This window comes from Chitinophagaceae bacterium, assembly GCA_016710165.1.
In the GTDB taxonomy this organism is placed as follows: Bacteria; Bacteroidota; Bacteroidia; order Chitinophagales; family Chitinophagaceae; genus Ferruginibacter.
Genome location: JADJLJ010000001.1, coordinates 324,861 through 344,850 on the forward strand (window position 1 = coordinate 324,861; position 19,990 = coordinate 344,850).

Annotated in this window: 17 protein-coding genes and 1 pseudogene; 10 read left to right on the plus strand and 8 right to left on the minus strand. The window is 47.0% G+C overall.

Annotated elements, in window-relative coordinates; translation table 11 throughout:
• Positions 1 to 88: 88 nt before the first annotated feature.
• Positions 89 to 2,035 (minus strand): DNA primase, encoded by a 1,947-nt coding sequence (dnaG, locus tag IPJ02_01490; GenBank protein ID MBK7374276.1) that lies wholly within the window; start codon positions 2,033 to 2,035, stop codon positions 89 to 91.
• 164 nt (positions 2,036 to 2,199) lie between these two features.
• On the opposite strand from dnaG, the gene IPJ02_01495 reads away from it, so the two are divergent.
• Positions 2,200 to 3,468, plus strand: coding sequence for a hypothetical protein (locus tag IPJ02_01495; GenBank protein ID MBK7374277.1), 1,269 nt, complete (start codon positions 2,200 to 2,202; stop codon positions 3,466 to 3,468).
• A 62-nt stretch (positions 3,469 to 3,530) separates the two neighbouring features.
• On the opposite strand, the gene IPJ02_01500 is transcribed toward IPJ02_01495, so the two are convergent.
• Positions 3,531 to 4,382, minus strand: coding sequence for a hypothetical protein (locus IPJ02_01500; protein MBK7374278.1), 852 nt, complete (start codon positions 4,380 to 4,382; stop codon positions 3,531 to 3,533).
• Between the two features lie 130 nt (positions 4,383 to 4,512).
• Positions 4,513 to 5,076 carry a hypothetical protein gene (locus tag IPJ02_01505; protein ID MBK7374279.1) on the minus strand — a complete coding sequence of 188 codons (564 nt, stop codon included), beginning with the start codon at positions 5,074 to 5,076 and terminating at the stop codon, positions 4,513 to 4,515.
• 352 nt (positions 5,077 to 5,428) lie between these two features.
• On the opposite strand from IPJ02_01505, the gene smc reads away from it, so the two are divergent.
• From smc to IPJ02_01530, 5 genes are all read left to right on the plus strand, one after another.
• Positions 5,429 to 8,962 (plus strand): chromosome segregation protein SMC, encoded by a 3,534-nt coding sequence (smc, locus tag IPJ02_01510; protein MBK7374280.1) that lies wholly within the window; start codon positions 5,429 to 5,431, stop codon positions 8,960 to 8,962.
• Positions 8,963 to 9,130: 168 nt separating this feature from the next.
• A complete protein-coding gene (locus IPJ02_01515; GenBank protein MBK7374281.1) occupies positions 9,131 to 9,397 on the plus strand; it encodes a GlsB/YeaQ/YmgE family stress response membrane protein in 267 nt (88 codons plus the stop codon).
• 16 nt (positions 9,398 to 9,413) lie between these two features.
• Entirely contained in the window at positions 9,414 to 9,746 is a 333-nt protein-coding gene (locus IPJ02_01520; GenBank protein ID MBK7374282.1) for a DMT family protein, read from the plus strand.
• A gap of 47 nt (positions 9,747 to 9,793) precedes the next feature.
• Entirely contained in the window at positions 9,794 to 10,411 is a 618-nt protein-coding gene (locus IPJ02_01525) for a hypothetical protein (protein MBK7374283.1), read from the plus strand.
• A gap of 201 nt (positions 10,412 to 10,612) precedes the next feature.
• Positions 10,613 to 11,428, plus strand: coding sequence for a DUF4382 domain-containing protein (locus tag IPJ02_01530; GenBank protein ID MBK7374284.1), 816 nt, complete (start codon positions 10,613 to 10,615; stop codon positions 11,426 to 11,428).
• Between the two features lie 48 nt (positions 11,429 to 11,476).
• Here the strand turns inward: IPJ02_01530 and IPJ02_01535 are convergent, their stop codons facing one another.
• Complete coding sequence (locus IPJ02_01535) at positions 11,477 to 12,472, minus strand: oxidoreductase (GenBank protein ID MBK7374285.1); 996 nt, start codon at positions 12,470 to 12,472, stop codon at positions 11,477 to 11,479.
• A 10-nt stretch (positions 12,473 to 12,482) separates the two neighbouring features.
• Positions 12,483 to 13,199, minus strand: a complete 717-nt coding sequence (locus tag IPJ02_01540; protein MBK7374286.1) for a PrsW family intramembrane metalloprotease — start codon at positions 13,197 to 13,199, stop codon at positions 12,483 to 12,485.
• Between the two features lie 76 nt (positions 13,200 to 13,275).
• Here IPJ02_01540 and hutH point away from each other — a divergent pair, with 76 nt between their 5' ends.
• Complete coding sequence (gene hutH / locus IPJ02_01545; GenBank protein MBK7374287.1) at positions 13,276 to 14,769, plus strand: histidine ammonia-lyase; 1,494 nt, start codon at positions 13,276 to 13,278, stop codon at positions 14,767 to 14,769.
• 66 nt (positions 14,770 to 14,835) lie between these two features.
• On the opposite strand, the gene IPJ02_01550 is transcribed toward hutH, so the two are convergent.
• On the minus strand, positions 14,836 to 15,555 hold the full coding sequence (locus IPJ02_01550) for a purine-nucleoside phosphorylase (GenBank protein ID MBK7374288.1): 720 nt from the start codon (positions 15,553 to 15,555) through the stop codon (positions 14,836 to 14,838).
• Positions 15,556 to 15,718: 163 nt separating this feature from the next.
• Here IPJ02_01550 and hutU point away from each other — a divergent pair.
• Positions 15,719 to 17,436 (plus strand): annotated as a pseudogene (gene hutU / locus IPJ02_01555) (urocanate hydratase).
• A 1-nt stretch (position 17,437) separates the two neighbouring features.
• On the opposite strand, the gene IPJ02_01560 reads toward hutU, so the two are convergent.
• On the minus strand, positions 17,438 to 18,004 hold the full coding sequence (locus IPJ02_01560; GenBank protein MBK7374289.1) for a dCMP deaminase family protein: 567 nt from the start codon (positions 18,002 to 18,004) through the stop codon (positions 17,438 to 17,440).
• Between the two features lie 188 nt (positions 18,005 to 18,192).
• Between IPJ02_01560 and IPJ02_01565 the strand changes: the two genes are divergently transcribed.
• Positions 18,193 to 18,447, plus strand: coding sequence for a hypothetical protein (locus IPJ02_01565; GenBank protein MBK7374290.1), 255 nt, complete (start codon positions 18,193 to 18,195; stop codon positions 18,445 to 18,447).
• A gap of 239 nt (positions 18,448 to 18,686) precedes the next feature.
• Complete coding sequence (locus tag IPJ02_01570) at positions 18,687 to 19,253, plus strand: hypothetical protein (GenBank protein ID MBK7374291.1); 567 nt, start codon at positions 18,687 to 18,689, stop codon at positions 19,251 to 19,253.
• Between the two features lie 61 nt (positions 19,254 to 19,314).
• Here IPJ02_01570 and IPJ02_01575 read toward each other — a convergent pair whose 3' ends face one another.
• On the minus strand, positions 19,315 to 19,866 hold the full coding sequence (locus tag IPJ02_01575; protein MBK7374292.1) for a hypothetical protein: 552 nt from the start codon (positions 19,864 to 19,866) through the stop codon (positions 19,315 to 19,317).
• Positions 19,867 to 19,990: the final 124 nt, after the last annotated feature.

Sequence of the window (19,990 nt, forward strand, 5' to 3'; positions counted from 1 at the left end):
AGAATATTGAACAGGGAAAAAGGAATTTCGGATATCGAGGTTCCACACTTCAACATTCATGACTCCTTGTTCCTTGTTCAATATTCAATCATCTGAAAATAACCGTACCCAGTTGTTTGGTAAGTTCAATTTCCATCTGCTTCAGGTGCTGGTGTGTCTGTACCAGCATCAACTGGTCCTCGGCTGAAGTGGTTCTCTCCAGGTCACGCTGGTTCTCATCCATCAGCCGTTTTATTTTACGCAGCTTGAGATAGTTAAGGGTAGAGAAAACCTCTTCCGCAAACAGTTCTTCCCGGGTGGCAATATGGCCTTCGAAATGTTCTTTCCAGTTAGGACTTATTTCGTAATTAAAATCCATGATGCGTACCACCAGGGAACTCATCTGCAGGTCATCGTGGTAAAGAAAATTTTTGGGGGTGGGTTCTATTCCTGCCTGGTACCATGCCTTGTAGGTGTTGTAGATCCTTACCAGTTCCTTGTTATCAAATAATTCCTCCAAATGATTCTCATCGATCTCCGTAAAGATATATTCAGCCACTTTTAATTCCCCGTTCCATTGCTTTAACCCGAACTCCAGGAGGCTCCGGATCATGGCCTGTTCATGGATCTCATCTTTATTGAACAGCGCCAGTACATCCTGGTCTGCTTCATGCAGCGGTTCGCCGTTCAGGCTTTCCTGTTCAAAACGCTGTTCCCTGTTTGAGCGGGATTCTTCCTTGTTCACTTTTTCCCGGATGAATTTATTCACCAATGCATGCAGGCCGCTTTCCTCGATCTTCAGGATCTCGGCACACCGCTTTATATAATCCTGCTGCTTTGTAAAATCCTCTGCCTTGTTGATCTTTGAGATCGTCTCGGCCACCTGGTTCACCACGATCGACTTTTTATTGCTGTCGTTGCCGGCATCTTTCAATGCGATGTCCAGCTGAAAGAGGATGAAATCCTTTTTACCGGCATTGATGAAATCAATGAAAGCGCCGGTGCCCACCTTGTTCACATAACTGTCCGGGTCTTCGTTGTCCGGTATCAGCACCAGTTTAACATTCAGGCTTTCTTCCAATGCCAGGTCAAGGCCACGCAGGGCAGCCTTGATACCGGCGCTGTCGCCATCGTATATGATCGTCAGGTTGTTGGTGTATTTTTTTATCAGCCTCAGTTGATCGGGAGTGAGGGAAGTGCCGCCGCTTGCCACCACGTTCTCAATACCCGCCTGGTGCAGGCTCACCACATCGGTATATCCTTCCACCAGCAGGCATTCATCGGCTTTGTCAATGGCCTGGCGGGCAAAATAAGAGCCGTACAGGATCTTGCTTTTTACATAGATCTCATTTTCGGGACTGTTGATGTACTTGGGCGCTTTATCATTGCTCCGGATGATCCGGGCGCCAAAGCCAAGCACTTTGCCGCTCTGGTTGTGAATGGGAAAGATGATGCGCCCCCGGTAATTGTCGTATGCATTGCCATCCCGGACATTCACCAGCCCGGTCTTTTGCAAATAGTCAAGACTGTATTGCGATGCCAGCGCTGCTTTTGTAAATCCATCCCTTGCTTCGGGGTTATAGCCCAGTTGAAATTTTCGGATCACTTCTTCCCGGAAGCCCCTTTCCTTTAAATAGCTCAGCGCAACATCCTGTCCTTCTTCGCTGTTGAACAATGCTCCGGTAAAATACTTCTGTGCAAAATTATTGATGATGTAGAGGCTGTCGGCTACCTGTTGCTGCTGCTTGTACTCCGGGCTGGTCTCACTCTCCTCGATCTCTACATTGTATTTTGCCGCCAGCCAGCGCAGGGCTTCCACGTAGCTGTATTTCTCATGCTCCATCAAAAAACTGATGCTGTTGCCGCTGCGGCCGCAACCAAAGCATTTGTATATCTCCTTTGACGGAGAAACCGTGAAAGAGGGTGTCTTTTCGTTGTGAAAAGGGCAGAGGCCTAAATAATTGGCGCCCCTTTTCTTAAGTTTCACAAAGGAACCCACGATCTCCACAATGTCGATGCGGCTGAGAATCTGCTGTATGCTGTTTTGAGAGATCACGTAGAAATAATGAACCTGTAATTTACGCCAGTTTATGTAATCGGGGCAGATAAATCAGGTTTTTATGAACAGATATAAAAACAAGCTGTGATTTGTGAAAATTTGCGGCAAAAATCATCCTGCATAACAATAATAATTACCTTTAACGTCCAAAAAAAGAAATCATGAAGCGTAAACTTTTAGCATTGGTTATGGTATTGGGAAAGCTGGTTAGCCAGGGCCAGGACCTGGATGAAATAAAAAAATTCATTATCCTGAACCAGTTTGACAAAGCCAAACCTGAGATCGATAAATACCTGGGCATCGAAAAAAATGCTGCCAAGGCCCCGGGCTGGTATTACAAAGCGTATACTTACAGCAACCTTGCCCGCCAGGCAAACAAACCGGCAGCAGAAAGCAAGGCCCTCAGCCAGGAGGCTTTTAATGCGCTGAAGAAGTACCACGAACTTGACCCGAAGGCGCCATTGACCACCGAGGAAAACAATTCAACCATTTACAATTTATACTATGGACTGTATGACCTGGGTGTAAAAATGTACAATGCGAAGGACTATGCAGCTTCCTGCGACCTTTTCAAGCAGACCCTCGAAGTGCATGACTACGTGTACAGCCGCAGCATGAACGGGCCTAATGGCCTGAAATTCTCGGCGCATGATACCGATATTGTATGGAACCTGGCAGTATTGAGCAATGAGCTTAAACGGACCGATGATGCCATGATCTATTACCAGAAAATCGCGGATGCCGACCTGCCAGATGAAAAATATGCAGAGGCATATGATGAACTGGTGAAGAAATACCGGAAAGAAGGCAACAAGGAAATGTTTACCAAATATGTTTCGAGGGCCAAAAAGCATTACCCGACCGATCCGTACTGGGAAGCCGTTGAAATTGAATTTGCCGTAAAGGGACTGGAAGGCGAAGAACTTTTTAAGACCTATGAAGAGTTGCTTGTTACCCATCCCAACAACTATATGGTCCATTTCAATTACGGCTATGAACTGGTGAAGTTCATCTATTCACAGGATACCAAGGTAAAGGATATGGCTATCCTGAAGAAAAAGATACCGGAACTTTTTAAGAAAGCCATTGCCATCAATTCAACCATTGATGCCAACATGCTGCTGGCAAATTATTATTACAATACTTCGTTCGATCTCATGGAAGATGCCAACAAGGTCAAGGGAACCAAACCGGAAGAAGTGAAGCGGAAAAATGAGCTGCTGGCGGCAAGCAAATCCACGTTGATGGAGAGTTTACCCTATGCCGAAAAAGCCATTGAGTTATTCTCCCAGCTGAAAGAATACAAAACATCCGACAAGGTTAACTACAAGCAGGTACTGGATGTTATCAGCAATGTGTACAAGCAAAAAGGTGATGCTAAAAAAGCAGAAGAATACCTGAAGAAAAAAGAAGAAGTAGATAAACTATAAATACCCAGCAAATAAAAAAGCCTCCTGCTTGCAGGAGGCTTTTTTATTTGCTGGTAGTCGCTTTATCCGCCGGTCCGCATCTGGAATACCGGCCCGCCGCCGCCGTTCTGCATGTCTTTCATCGGTTTCACCTCTATATCCTTTGGAATTTCAAATTCCTTATCGTTCACGTCTTTGTCGATCACCAGTTTGGTGACCTGTACCGTCATCTTCCGGCCACGGCCCATGTTCCGCTCGTATTCCATGGGAAATCCTTCCAGATTCTCCATTCCATTGCTTCCTGCCTGGTTCACAAAGCCGCCAAAGCCTCCCATTGAACCACCGGTGCTGGCAATACCCTGCAATTTATAATCGGGGCAGTACCAGACCTGGGTTGTATCTTTTCTGCCATTTCCCCGGGTTGCAATGACCAGTGCTTTCTTACACCCGTAACCGGATATTTTTTTTGATTCATTCACATACTCAATACTGAATTCCGGGGTCCTGCCCGAACCACCCGATACCCCGGCCTGGTTGCGGCTCTGCATCATGCTGTCCATCCGCTTCCTCATTTCTTCCTGGTCGGCATCGGTGGCATAAAAACCGGATTTCCTGCCCATCATTTCCATGATGGTAGTGGTGAGTTTTTTCGAATTGTCCCGTATCACTGTTGTTCTGCCCATTTCACTTTCTGAAAAGGTTTTAATGAGGTCATTTTTCAGCCAGGTGGTTGTTTTTGTTTCTCCGTCACCGCCAAAGCGCATCACCCGTACCTGTTCACCGCTTTCGGATGTGAAATTCCCTGCAGGAGTTTCATCTCCCTCGGGGGATATAATGGTGGTCTTTGTTGTGATGGTAGCCTGCGTAAGCATTTTGGGCTGAGCATAGATCCCGGAGCAACCAAGGAGTAATAAGAGTGTAATATTTTTTCTCATACTGATTTTTTACCGTCAAAAATACGAATTGGTTCGTAACAGTAAAAAGCTTTTGCTGCTTTAGGAAGATTTTAACGCAAAAGAAGGCCGGTACAATTTGTACCGGCCTTCTTTTATTATCTGAATTATATTATTCAGGAACGCAACTGCAATAATCGAATTTCATTCCCCAGTTGCCCCCATTGAGGTTTATAGGGGTTCCATTTCCCCAACCGGTTTGTGTTTGTACAACCTGGCCGGAACCATTTAATTGTTTAACTACGGCATGTGCTGCAATGCAACCGCATTCGCCGGCTGGTATGGCCGAAATAGGCACCTGGTAAGTAAATGTGGTTACATAGTTATGTGAGCCTGAATAAGGGAATTGACCTGGCATCGGGTTACCCGGGTTATTTACAGGGATCAATCCGCATTCACCCACATACAGATGAGTCTGGGTCAAATACCATCCCGGGGCAGTTGTATAAGTAACATAAATGAAGTCTGCATCATTGGTTACGGAAACAGTACCGGAATTGATCGTTTGGCCGGCCATCAATGTTACTTCGGTTGGAGGACATTCAGCAATTCCTTCCCTGCCCCAAACAGGACCTTCATCCGTTGATGCAGCCCTGGGTTCTACCGGGGATTTCTGGCAGGAAAAAATGGTGATCGTGGCGGTAGCCAACAGAATGGCGAATAAACTTTTTTTCATAAGATTGGTTTTTTAAAGAGGTTGTTAAAAGTCGTCACCACATTTGCCCGCTATTTTGGCCATGGTAACGTAAATACAACGGGTTATTACCCGGCTTATTGCTTAAAATCCGGGGAAAAAAGCAGGTTGACCTTCTATTGAGCCGGATTTTAAAATATTACGGAAATGATAATCGGACTTTTACCCGGCAGCATGAGTAAAAATCCTGTGGATAAAGCAAAATGGCCTCACCGTTGATCAGATACCAACCCTGCCGTCACTGTGAATAACTAGCAGAATCGCTGTAAAAAATCAAAATTTTCTATTGGTTCATTCCATTATATTTGCCGTCTGACATAAAATATAGAAAACTGTGCGTTTAAAGAGTCTCGAAATCAAAGGATTTAAAAGTTTTGCCGATAAAACCGTACTCAATTTTGACGAGGGAATTACCGGGGTGATCGGCCCCAATGGCTGTGGAAAAAGCAATATTGTTGACAGTATCCGCTGGGTGATCGGGGAGCATAAAATAAGCAACCTGCGTAGCGAAAACCTGGAAAGCCTTGTATTCAACGGTTCAAAAACACGCAGCGCCAGCGGCCTCGCTGAAGTAAGCCTGACATTTGAAAATACCAAGAACCTGTTACCCACCGAGTTCAGTACCGTGACCATCACCCGCAAGTATTACAAAAGCGGGGAGAGCGAATACCGGCTGAACGATGTGGCATGCCGCCTGAAGGATATTCATAACCTGTTCATGGATACCGGTGTAAGCAACGACAGTTATGCCATTATTGAACTGGGCATGGTGGACGATATCATCAAGGATAAGGAAAACAGCCGCCGCCGGATGCTGGAACAGGCTGCCGGGATCTCCATATACAAAACACGAAAGAAAGAAGCCAAACTGAAGCTGGATGCAGCTGAGCAGGACCTTGCCCGTATTGAAGACCTGTTGTTTGAGATCAACAACCAGCTGAAAAGCCTCGAAAGCCAGGCAAAAAAAGCAGAGAAGTATTTCGAGATAAAGAAAGAATACAAGGAGGTCAGTATTGAACTGGCCAAAGCGGCACTGGAAGGTTTTAACATCACCTACCACGACCTGAATGAAAAGCAAAAGGCAGAAGTGGACAGGCGGATCGAACTGGAAACAGCCATTGCCAAAGAAGAAGCATTGCTGGAACAGGAAAAACTGGAACTGGTAGAGAAGGAAAAGGCCCTGCAGCAGATGCAGCATGCGTTCAATGATATGCTGGATGCAGTCCGCAGTAAGGAAAATGATAAGAGCTTAACCGGCCAGCGCCTGCAATATTTGCAGGAAAGAGAGGCCGGGCTGAATGAATTTCTGCAAAAAGCCGGCGGACAATTAAGCGGCCTGGATGAAAGCATACAGTTCACCAGCAAGCAGATCGAAGAAGACGATGTTCAACTGAAGGAATTTGAAACAAAACTGGCAGCGTTAAAGAACACCGTAGAAGAGAAGCGCCGGGTATTTGATGAGAAACGCAGCCACATTGATGAACTGCGCAGGGATAACCAATCCATTCAGCGCAACCAGTTTGAAGCAGAAAAGAAAGTGGCGGTAGCCGATACGTCTATCCTGAACCTGCAACGCACCATCGGCCAGGTGCAGGAAGAGAAAGCACAGCGCCAGGCGCAACTGCAGCAACTGGAGCCGGAGAAGAAACAGAAGGAAGAAGAACTGGAGCAAAAGAAAACAAGCCTGCAACAATTACAGGAACACCACGAATTCACCAAAGAGCAGATTCTGCAAACGCAGAACAGGATGGAAGGCCTGCGTAATGAGCTGGCCAATGAGAACCGCAAACTCGACAGCCGCAGGAACGAACATGACCTGCTGAAGAGCCTGATCGATTCTATGGAAGGTTACCCCGAGAGTGTGAAATTCCTGCACAATAACCCGGAATGGAACCATACGGCACCCTTGCTCAGCGATATCATTTATGTAAAGGAAGAATACAGGGCCGCAGTGGAGAATGTGCTGGAACCATACCTGAACTATTACGTGGTGAATGACCTGGAAGAAGGTTTACAGGCCATTCACCTGCTGGATGAGCACAAGAAGGGGAAGGCCAACTTCTTTTTACTGGATAAATTCATCGAGTTTGATGCCCCGCATCAGCCGGAGGGTACCATCCCTGCGATGAGTGTGATAGAGATCGATGGCAAATATGCCAACCTTGCCAAATACCTGCTGGGCAATGTTTTCATTGCCGAAAGCGATGATGCACTCCGTGGATTCGACTCCGCTCACCACAGCAACGGCTCTATATTACTTGAAAAGACGGGTAAATATGTAAAGGGCCGATATTCGCTTACCGGCGGAAGCGTTGGTTTGTTTGAAGGAAAGAAAATAGGAAGGGCGAAGAACCTGGAAAAACTTACTGAAGCGATCGAAGCACAGGAAACCGTAGTGAATGCATTGAAGGCAACCATTCAAAGTCACCACAATGAAGTGATCGCCTTTAATGAGCAACTGAAAGAGCATGCCATTAAGCAAACACAGGCAGATATCATCACGCTGACCAACCAGGTTTTCTCTTTGCAGAACAAGATAGAGAACCTGCATCACCTGGAAGAGACCAGCAGTGCACGGATTACCGAACTGCAGCAGCAACTGGAATCGAATCATGCAGAGATCGCCAGCACCCGTACCATGCTGGAGGAATACAATTCGCAGTTAAAGCAACTTACCGATAAAGTGCAGCTGGTGGAGCAGGATTATGCATTGGCAGAACAGGAATACAATACCGCCACCACCACGTTCAACGACGGCAACCTGCATTTTGCCAAACAGCAAAGTAAGATCGCTTCGCTGAAACAGGAGTTTGAATTCAAAAGTAACCAGCTCAATGATCTGAAACTACAGATCGAGAACAGCAATTCACAATTAAGTGAAGCGGCTGCCAGCATCAATGAGACAGCTGAAAAACTGAAAGAGCTGGAAACGCTGGTCATCACCATGCTGCATGATAAGGAAGCCGAGGAAAAGAAACTGAACGAGGCAGACCAGGCCTATTACAACCTGCGCAATGCACTGGCAGAAAAAGAAAGTGAGTTAAGGCTTAAGCACAAATCGAAGGAAGGCATTGATACCCTGCTGAACGAGATCAAAGACAAACTCACCGACCTGAAACTGCAGCTGGCAGGAATGAAAGAGCGGCTGAATGTTGAGTTCAGGGTTGACCTGGATGAGATCATTGACGAGCCACGTACAACCGACACGCCGCTGGAAGAACTGAAAGAAAAAAATGAAAGACAGCGCAAGCGCCTGGAAAATATCGGGGAGATCAATCCAACAGCGATTGAAGCATACACCGAAATGAAGAAGCGGTACGACTTCATCCTGGAGCAGAAGAATGACCTGGTAACTGCCCGGGAAAGCCTGATGCAGACCATACAGGAAGTGGAAGCAACGGCCAACCAGCAATTCCTTGATACCTTCAACCAGGTAAGGGAGAATTTCCAGAAAGTATTTAAAGCACTGTTTACGGAAGACGATACGGCCGACATGATCATGGTTGACCCGGAGAACCTTGCCGACACAGCCATTGATATTGTTGCCAAACCAAAAGGCAAGCGTCCTTCCTCCATCGGTCAGTTGAGCGGTGGAGAAAAAACACTGACGGCAACCGCCCTGTTGTTTGCCATATACCTGATCAAGCCGGCACCATTCTGCATCCTGGATGAGGTGGATGCCCCTTTGGATGATGCCAACGTAGGCAAGTTCACCCAGATGATCAAAAAGTTCAGCGAGAACAGCCAGTTCATCATTGTCACCCACAACAAAATGACAATGAGTGCGGTGGATGTGATCTACGGCGTTACCATGCAGGAAGCCGGGGTGAGCAAGCTGGTGCCCGTGGATTTCAGGAGCCTGAATTAAGGAAGATGCCGGATACCGGATACAAGATGCCGGATACTGGATACAAGATACAAGATACAAGATACTGGATACAGGTACGGTGTGAATTTTTAAAAGCTATTCGATAATCGAGATCCATCCAGCATCTAGTATCCAGCATCATCATTCATCACCCTTAAAATCACCATCATGGAAACAGAATCACTCATCATCACCCTTGTTTTAGGAGCTGTAGCCGGCTGGCTTGGGGGATTGGTTTTCAAAGGAAGCGGCCTGGGTCTTATTGGTAATATTGTTGTAGGTATTGCCGGCGGGTTCATCGGTTATTGGCTGTTGCCGAAACTGGGGTTACACATCAACACGGGTACAACCTGGCTTAATTATATTGTAACGGCTGGTATCGGAGCTGTTGTTCTCCTGGCTTTACTGAATATTATTTTCCGGAAAAACAGCTAATTAACGTGAGCGCTACATGTTACGCACGATCCTCCTGCTTACTGCCTCCAACATTTTTATGACCGTTGCCTGGTATGGCAATCTAAAGAACACCTCCCTTCCGTTGTGGAAAGCCATTCTCATCAGTTGGAGCATTGCCCTTTTTGAATATTGCCTGATGGTGCCTGCCAACCGGCTGGGTTTTATAAACGGGTTTTCCGGCTTCCAGCTGAAGATCACGCAGGAGATCATCACGCTGGTGGTATTTACCGTATTTGCTGTATGGTACCTGAAGGAACCCTTTCACTGGAAATACCTCGTAAGCTTTATCCTGGTTCTGGGTGCCGTGTATTTTGCATTCAAAAAATAAATTTTTTCAAACCCTTTTTGCCCTATTTTTAATCTTTAATCTCACGTATGAAAAAATATATCATTTCCTGCATCTGCTTATTATTTCTTTCACCCGTAGCTTCTGCACAGGTTTCAAAAGACAGCCTGTTAAAAATGATGTCGAAGGAGACCTGCGATGAGATCGCCAAAAAAGACATCTCCAACAAGAGCATGGAAGAACTGGAACTGGAGCTGGGCCTGGCCATGATGCCGGTGATCATAAAGTATGAAAAGGAACTGAAGAGTGTATACAACATGGATTTTGAAGACGAGAAAAGCATGGAGAACATTGGCAGGGAAGTGGGTATGAAACTGGCCAAAGACTGTCCTGTGTTCTTAAAAATGTTCATGAGCAACCCGCAGGCGATGAAGGAATCGATGGGAAAAGAAAACAAGACACTTGTCATCAGCGGTACCCTGGTAAAGATCATGCCCGGGGATATTTCGCATATCCAGGTTAAAGATGCGTCCGGCAAAATAGAAAAACTCTGGTGGATGGAATACTTTGAAGGATCCAACAAACTCGTCAACGAATCACAAAATCACCTCAACAGGTCCATCAAGGTCAGCTACGTGGAAAAAGAGATATACAATTCCACGCTGAAGGATTATGTGAAGATGAAGATCATTACTGCAGTAGAGTAATACCCGCCTGCAGCTGTTTCATTTAAAAACGCCCCCGGACAGGGCGTTTTTATTTTGCCCGGAATGATACAGGCACTGCTTTTCCCTGTTCAGCAACTGATTTTTTACGGTTCGGTGAGCTTTACCCGTACAGGTACTGAACGGGTATTAATTTAGCGATCGTTATCCGGACAAGATCTCATCACAAAAAAATTGGTTCATATGAAAAACAAAAAACCACTCATCCTCCTTTCCCTGTTCACCGCTGCCATCATCCTCCTTTTTTCCTGCCAGAAAGAAGCCGTGGATGATACCGGCAACCTGCCTGCCGGTAAAAGCCAGTTGCAGGTGATGCTTACCGACGACCCTTCCCAGATCTTTGATTCCATCTTTATTGACATCCGGAAGCTGGAAGTGAAAGTAGAAGATTCATCGGGCGCCGAACACTGGGATGTACTGACCATCCGGTCCGGCGTATATAATATCCTGCGCTTCCGGAACGGAATCGACACGTTACTTGCATCGGGCTATATCCCCAATGGCGAAGTAAAAAAGATACGGTTAACACTGGGCAACGGCAATTATGTTATGCTCAACGGGGTTGCTATCCCGCTCGACCTGCACAGCAGTGATGCCGTACTGACCATTGATGTACATGGTGGCCTGGATCGCATTGGCGTACGGCGTTTCCGGATATGGCTTGATATGGACGGCCATGGTTCCATCCGCATCAAAAGCAACGGCAGGCTGGAACTGAAATTAAAACTCAGTCATTTCTGCCGGGGTAATTCCGGTGAGATAGAGGGGGAGATCGGTCCTTCGGCAGCATTACCCGCCCTGGTGATGGCTGTTTCCGGAAACGATACGCTTACCGCGATCCCGGAACATGATGGAGAGTTCAGGATTAGGGGTATCCGGTCAAATACAGCCACTGTAATAATACGGCCATCCAATGGCTACAAGGATTCAGTCATAAACAATGTCCCGATAAGGTTCGGAGAAGATACCGAATTGGGAAGAATTGTTTTACACAGGTAATGCTTACTTAACATACCTCATGGGGCCGGTGATTCTTCACCGGCTTTTTTATTGCACCAGTTTCCCGATCCTTCCACCGCCACCGGAAAAGTAAACGGCTTTGCCGGTCTTTGCTTTTTGTACTGCATGAAAACTGTCTTTGATGATCCAGTTCCAGGTCCTGCCACCATCCTTACTATAATCAACGCCGTTCAACCCGCAACTGATCCAGCTTTCTTTTTCCAGGTATTCCACACAGCTCCGGTAACCATGCGGGGGTACATCGGGTACGGTCCAGGTCTTTCCGCCATCATTGGTGATCACACAGTTTTTATACACAGTGTCTTTTTTAGTGAAGTCGCCGCCAACCACGATAAAACTATGGGTGTTTTTTACACCGATCGAATTGGCGCCGGTGGATTCTGATCCCTGCACGATCGGCATTTCCCGTTTCTCGTTGCGGATAAAGATATGAGAGGCCTTTCCACCCGTAACGTATACATTCGCTACCAGGTTTATCTTGCGGATATTGGTGCCACTGCTGGCAAAACAGGCTTCACCCGAATCAACGGCAAATGTATTGACCTTCATCTCCCGCCAGTTATCACCGCCGTCATTGGTCTGTGCTAAGAATATCCTGCCGTTGACCGGATCGCCGATAACAACTCCCTGTTTGTCGTCCCAGAAATCCATTGCATCCAGGAACATTCCCCTGGTGGTATCTTTAAATACTACGTTCCAGTTGGTACCGCCATCCGTTGTTTTTAAAATATAGGCCGGTTCGGCAATGCCCATGATGACGGCTGTCTTTTCATCAAAGGCTTCAATGTCGCGGAAATCGGTCTTTTCAAAACCTTTGACAGTCATCAGGGTCCATGTTTCACCGCCGTCAACCGAACGGCCAACCGTGCCGCCCGTGCCACTGACCCAGACCACCTTATCGGTAGCCACACTCAGCCCGCGGAAGGATGCTTTGCTTCCCGAATTAAGAAGCCTGACCGTTTGTGCATTTGCAATTGAAATGCTGATACCGGTAATAAGGAGTAACATGATCTTTTGGTTCATAAATACAGTTTTAAATTATATCGTGGTTGTTGCCGGTAATGGAATCGATCCCCGCATGATGGTCTTTGGAGATATTTTGTTTCCTGCGGATGAGTTTGAACGATAAACGTACAGCCACTACAAAAGATACCAATGCCCCGAGGAAATGAAGCCATGTATTTCCGAGAAATAAAAAGAAATCGAAAGTGCCGTGAAAAAGTACGGGCCAGAATACAGCCAGTACCAGGAACCTGCTTCGCCGGGCCGGGTCAAATTTTGCAAGCCCCACATGGTAACCCATCAGCACGGCAAAACTGGCATGGGCAGGAACAGATAAGAACATTCTTGTTATGGCAGTGCCGAAGCCATAGGTGCTGACGTAACCGATATTTTCCAGTGTGGCAAAACCCATTCCCACCATCACTGCATAAACAATGCCATCGAAAGGATCGTCAAAGGACCTGCGGCTGAAAGCATAATACCGCAACACCAGGAACTTGCTCATTTCCTCGCTGAGGCCTACAATGATGTAGGAGAAAAGGGCCGTATTAAAAACGCTTTCACCCACCAGCCTTTCCACCGGTTTGGTAAGGGCGGTTTCGGCAAAAAAAGCAGGAATGACACTGAACATACCCAGGATGAACAACCAGAGCAATAAACTAAAAGGTTCTTTATTGTATTTGTCCTTAAAATAAATGAACAGGCAGATGGCAATACCGGGAGCTATGGCGAGGGCTAATAATCCCATATCCGAAAGCGGTTTTTGTGTTAGATTTGTCCAAGTTATATTTTTTTACCGATTGGCCAAACTAATTGCTGCATTCATGAGTGACCACCATTTATACATCGACGAACACACAACTGATCTTCACCGGTTAAAAGAGATGCTTTTTTCCAATAACCCGATCAGTATTTCTGCCGAAGCCATCAGTCGCATCCGGAAATGCAGGGATTACCTAGATACCAAACTCAATAATTCGGATGAACTGTTTTATGGCATCAATACCGGCTTTGGCTTTTTGCAGAATGTACAGATCGACAAGGCACAATTGCAGCAACTGCAAAGCAATCTCATCAAATCGCATGCATGCGGCATGGGGGAGGAAGTACCGGCGGATATTGTAAAGGGGATGATCGCCCTGAAGATACGGTCACTCAGCTACGGGCATTCGGGTGTACAGGTGGAAACGGTGCAGCGGCTGATGGATATGTACAACAATGATGTGTTGCCGGTGGTCTATACCCAGGGCTCATTGGGCGCTTCCGGTGACCTGGCGCCACTCAGCCACTTAAGTCTTCCCCTGCTCGGGCTGGGCAAGGTTAACCATGCAGGCAAAAAAATGCCTGCTGCGGATGCACTGAAAAAATTAAACTGGAAGCCCATTGAATTAAAAAGCAAGGAAGGGCTGGCACTCATCAACGGCACCCAGTTCATGAGCGCATATGGAATGCATAACCTGGTTCAGTGCAACCGGCTGATACGCTGGGCCAATATCATAGCTGCCATCAGTTTCGATGCATTTGACTGCACCACGCAACCGCTGCTTGAGAATATTCATGCCATCCGTTCCCACCAGGGCCAGGTAGACACGGCAGCAACGCTCCGTGAACTTTTAAAAGGCAGCGAGATCGCCGGCCGGAAAAAATCACAGGTGCAGGATGCATATTCCTTCCGCTGCATACCCCAGGTACATGGGGCCACAAAAGATACATTCGGTCATGTGCTGAATGTATTCATCAAAGAGATCAATTCGGTGACCGATAATCCAAATATCTTTCCCGATGATGACCTGATCGTAAGCGGGGGAAATTTTCACGGGCAGCCATTGGCGCTGGCCCTCGACTTTTTATCGATTGCCATGAGTGAACTGGCCAGCATTTCAGAAAGAAGGACCTACCAGCTTATCAGCGGGCAAAGAGGATTGCCGTTGTTCCTGGTAAAAGATCCGGGACTTCATTCCGGCCTGATGATACCGCAATACACGGCGGCGGGTATTGTAAGTGAGAACAAACAATTGTGCACACCATCTTCTGTCGATTCTATTCCATCCAGCAATAACCAGGAAGACCACGTGAGCATGGGCGCCAACGGGGCAACAAAATGCAAGCGGGTGGTGGACAATGTGGAGAAGGTACTGGCGATCGAATTACTCACGGCTGTGCAGGCACTGGAATACCGCAGGCCATTGAGAACATCCGCAACACTTGAGAGAATTGTAACTGCTTTCCGGAAAGAAGTTTCCTTCAACCACAGCGACCGGGTCCTGCACGAGGATATGATGAGGGCCGTAGAGTTTATAAACCAATTTGAAGATTAATCGATTTGGCGATTTGAAAATTGAACGCTATTTTTTTCATTTTCAAATTAATTCATTTTCAAATTTTCAAATTCTTTTGCTGATCGCCACCACGGATTCCAATGCCAGCTTCGTCATGTTATCGAGGGAGTTCTGCCGCTGGTCGGCCGACATGCTTTCATGCGTAGGAATAACATCCGAGATCGTAAGAATGGTGGCAGCCATCTTTTTCAGGTATTGCGCATTGGCAAACAAGGCAAAGGCCTCCATCTCTACACAAACACAATCATTCTTTTCTGCCAGCGGAGGTTTACCACCCTGGCTCCGGTAAAACACATCGCTGGAATGGATATTGACCGCCTTCACCGGTATATTCATTTTGGTGGCCGTTTCATTGATGATATCATAAGCCATTCCCTGGTGGGTGATGCAGTTGCCGATGATCCCAAAAGCCTCGCTGGCATAGGTTGATTCGCTGAATGCCTTATCTGCATTGATCACATCATACACTTTTGTGCTCACTTCGTAAGCCCCGGCCGTTCCGATGCGGATAATGCAGGCTACATCGTATTCGTTGAATAGTTCGTACGAATAGATGCCGATGGAAGGGCAACCCATTCCGCTGGCGCCCACGGTAACGGAAACTCCCTTATAGGTGCCGGTAAAATAAAAAGCATTCCGGGTACTGTTCACCAGCTTCACATCCGCCAGCATATTATCAGCAATATGTTTCGCCCGCAACGGGTCGCCGGCCAACAGAACGATCCGGGCAATTTCGCCTTTTTTTGCGCTGATGTGTATACTCATGGTATGCTGATTAGCGGGTGAAGTTATTTAATTAAATCGATTTGAAGATTTGAAAATGTGACAAGTTGGCGATCGGACATGCGGCTATTTTGGTTAATTTTGCTTTCGAAAAGTGAATCATCAATTTTCAAATCTTCAAATTTTCACATTTTCAAATCAGCATATGATCGAAGTAAAAAAATATGACGCAGTAAAATACAAAACACCCACCGGCAGCAAACTCAATTGCAAAGGCTGGGTTCAGGAAGCCGCATTGCGGATGTTATTGAACAACCTAAACCCCGAAGTGGCTGAACGGCCGGATGACCTGATCGTGTACGGCGGCCGTGGTAAAGCTGCCCGTAATTTTCGAAAAGTCTCGACCTCATCATTAAGGCGCTGAAAGACCTGGAGGAAGATGAGACCCTGCTGATACAGAGCGGCAAGCCCGTGGCCATGCTGAAGACACATAAGGATGCACCCAGGGTATTGATCAGCAACAGCCAGCTGGTTCCCAAATGGGCCACCTGGGAACACTTTGACGAACTGGAAAAAAAGGGCCTGATGATGTACGGGCAGATGACCGCCGGGTCCTGGATATATATTGGTTCGCAGGGAATTGTGCAGGGCACGTATGAAACCTATGCAGCCGCGGCCGAAAAGCATTTTGGCGGCAGCTTAAAAGGAACACTGAACGTTACTGCCGGGCTTGGCGGCATGGGTGGCGCCCAGCCCCTGGCAATAACCATGAACGAAGGCGTTGCCTTAATTGCTGAAGTGGAAGAGTGGCGTATCGACAAGCGGATCGAAACCAGGTACCTGGATGAAAAGCATACCAATATTGATGATGCCATCAATGCCGCCATGCATTACCGCAAGGAAGGGGTGGCCAAAAGCATTGGTGTTTTGTGCAATGCCGTACACCTGCTTGACCGGCTGATACAACGGGAGATCATCCCCGACACACTTACCGACCAAACCTCGGCACACGACCCCTTGATCGGTTACATCCCCCATACGCTCACCAATGAACAGGCCAATGTGTTGAGGGAGCAGGATCCTGAACATTATATGCAACTGAGTTACGAGAGCATGCACCTGCATGTACAGCTAATGCTTGAACTGATGGACAAGGGCGCCATTACTTTCGACTACGGTAATAATATCCGGGCAAGGGCAAAAGAATTTGAAGAGCAGCACCCCGGCAGTAAAACACAGACCCCTCATTACAAACCCGGCCGTTGTTTTGATTTTCCGGGCTTTGTACCTGCCTATATCCGTCCGCTGTTCTGCGAAGGCAAAGGCCCTTTCCGCTGGGCAGCGCTGAGTGGGGATCCGGCCGATATTGCGGTAACGGATGAGGTCATCATGAATATGTTCCCCCAAAATAAAGGCATGCTGCGCTGGATGGAGATGGCAAAAGAAAAGATCGCCTTCCAGGGATTGCCGGCCCGTATCTGTTGGCTGGGGCAGGGCGAAAGGGAAAAAGCAGGACTTGCATTCAATGAACTGGTTCGCACCGGGAAAGTAAAAGCACCTATTGTAATTGGAAGGGATCATTTGGATACGGGCTCTGTCGCTTCACCCAACCGCGAAACAGAAGCCATGCTGGATGGCAGCGATGCCGTTGCCGACTGGCCCATACTGAATGCATTGGTAAACACGGCAGGTGGCGCAAGCTGGGTTTCCTTACATCATGGTGGCGGGGTAGGCATGGGGTACAGTATACACTCCGGGATGGTGATCGTGGCGGATGGAACGGATGATGCGGCTGCAAGGCTTTCGAGGGTATTAAGAAACGATCCGGGCATGGGCGTGATCCGTCATGCGGATGCCGGGTATGATATAGCATTGGATACGTTGAGGAAGAACAATCTTGATCTTAAGCAGAGACTGAAGTAGTTCAAACATCCTTCTCATCAAACGACAAACGGATGCTGTTCATCTTTGCCTTTACCTTACGATACCTTACACCGGCTTTATCAAGCATGAACTTAGATGCTTTAAAAACATCCGATCCTTCATATTTATCGGAAAGGTAGATCACTTCGCTGATGCCGGCCTGTATAATGGCCTTGGTACATTCGTTACAAGGAAACAGTGCGGTATAAATTTTACAACCCTTTAAGTCCATACCGATATTGTTTAAGATAGCATTCAGTTCAGCATGGCAGATATACGGATATTTCGTCTGCAAAAAATCGCCTTCCTTCTCCCAGGGAAATTCATCATCATCGCAGCCAATGGGCAGGCCGTTGTAGCCGGCACCCACGATCTTGTTCTTATCATTCACGATACAGGCGCCAACCTGTGTGTTGGGGTCCTTGCTGCGGCAGGCACTCAGCAGCGCCACCCCCATAAAGTATTCATCCCACGAAATATAGTCCTGTCTCTTTTTCAAAACGGTTGGTTTATTGAACGTACGAATGTAAGAATTTTTGAGGCAGGGAGATAAAGTTCGATCATTCATATACCATACGGGTTAATAAATAAAACAGCCGCCAATCGTTCTTTCGCAACCAGGTTTGTATATTAGCCTATACTAAAACCAACGCATATGACCGCAGCCGCCAGATCTGTTTATTATTTCGGGTTTTACCTGTATGTTGTCGGATCAACCCTTTTGCTGATCCCAATATCTTTTTAAGAACAATTCAATTGCCCGAAACCAATGAAGTATGGATACGGGTTGCAGGGGTCCTTGTTATTTGCCTGGGCTATTATTACCACCGGAGCGGTGCAGGCAATGATGCAGGAATGTTTAAACTTACCGTGCATGTCCGCACATTTGTATGCCTGGCCTTTGCAGTACTTGCGATCCTTAAGCTGGCCCCGCCCATTTTAGCTGGATTTGGCATAGTGGACCTTGTGGGTGCGGCCTGGACATGGCAGGCATTGAAAAAAGGAAATTGAGGTTCCTGCAAAAAAGATCATCTGACCAGGATCTCCCGGTAGTGTCCTATTTTGAATATTTTGTGACCTGTCATGCTGAGGAACGAAGCATCTCAGGTTAAGGAAACTATCCTGGTTAGGAGATCATTCGTTCCTCAGGATGACAATCATTCAAAATAGGACACTACCGATCTCCGGGTTTGGACCATCGGATCGGGTGCTCATAACCGTTTTTTATTTACTGTTTTAAATCAACCTGTATGAAAAAACTGTTTTTGTTACCCGTCACTTGTCTTTTATTAAGTCTTCCCGTTCTTTCTCAAAAAGCAGTGACCGGTTACCTGGAAGGTGGGATATCTTTATATGCTGCATGGAAGGACGGATCGAAAGCAGCCTACCTGCCATCCTTCACCGTTGGGCCCGGCGTAAAATTTTTAAATACAAATAGTTTTTCCATTGTGCTTAATATACCCTGTACAGTGGGTTGGAACCTGGATAAAGGAACCTATTTCGGTATCAATGTACCGGCCATGCTGAGCCTGAACCTGGGTTCTGCATCCGGCAACGACCCGAATTCAAAGTTTGGGTTCATCCTCGGCGCAGGAGCAGGATATACCAATATTGTAAACTATTATGAAGACTCCCAGCAGAAGAGGGCGCATAAGGAATTCTGGGGTTACCAGTTGCGTGCCGGCATCAGCTTCGACAAAGCCGGTTCCGGTATCAACGGGCCTATGATCCTTTTTAATTTTGGAAAAAGCATTACCACCGGCAGGGGCTATGTGGCCGGGCTGAGTTTATTGATCGGGGGCAGCCTGGGCAAATGACAGAAATGAAAAAAGGCAGGACCAAGCCCTGCCTTTCGATATTGCAAATTCATTTCGGTTCCTATGCTCTCCGCAGCCACCAGCCAAGCCATAGTCCGGTAACACCCCAGCTCACAATGGCATCGGCGAAATGCGCCATCAGGTCGAAACTGCCGTACCAGATGTGCATGGTATAAGGGGCATGAAGGAAAATGATAAGGCCCGTGCCCAATGTGCCAATGAAAACAGTGCCAAACGACGGCGTCGGTAATTTCAGTAGCAGCCAGCTTAGCATCCCGATTATTAAAATATTGACCAACAGGCTGCGGCCCATGTTCATGAACATCTTGTCCATGCCGTCCATGCTCTTATGATAAACCACCTGCGCCCAGGGTTTTCCTACCGAAGCTTTCATCTGCTTTTCCATCTCCTCATTTGACGTGCCGGGAGGGAAGTTCGGCATCAGGTAAGCACCGTCTTCGCTGAACTGTGAATTCAGGTAGCTGAGGATACTGTCCTGCTTGGGTGTATATTTCTGCTGCGCCTCATGAAGGTTCAGCACACCCCAGGTGAGGAACTGCCATGCAAAAAGAATAATGCCGCCAACAAGGGCGCCGATGATCATTTTTTTCATACTAGTAGTTTTGATTTAGGCTTACAAAATAAAAAAGATAATCGGCATTTGAAATAGGGCAGGCATAAAACTTTCCTGTTCCGTTCGTGCTGAGATGAACAGGACAGGAGTCAGGAGGTCTCTA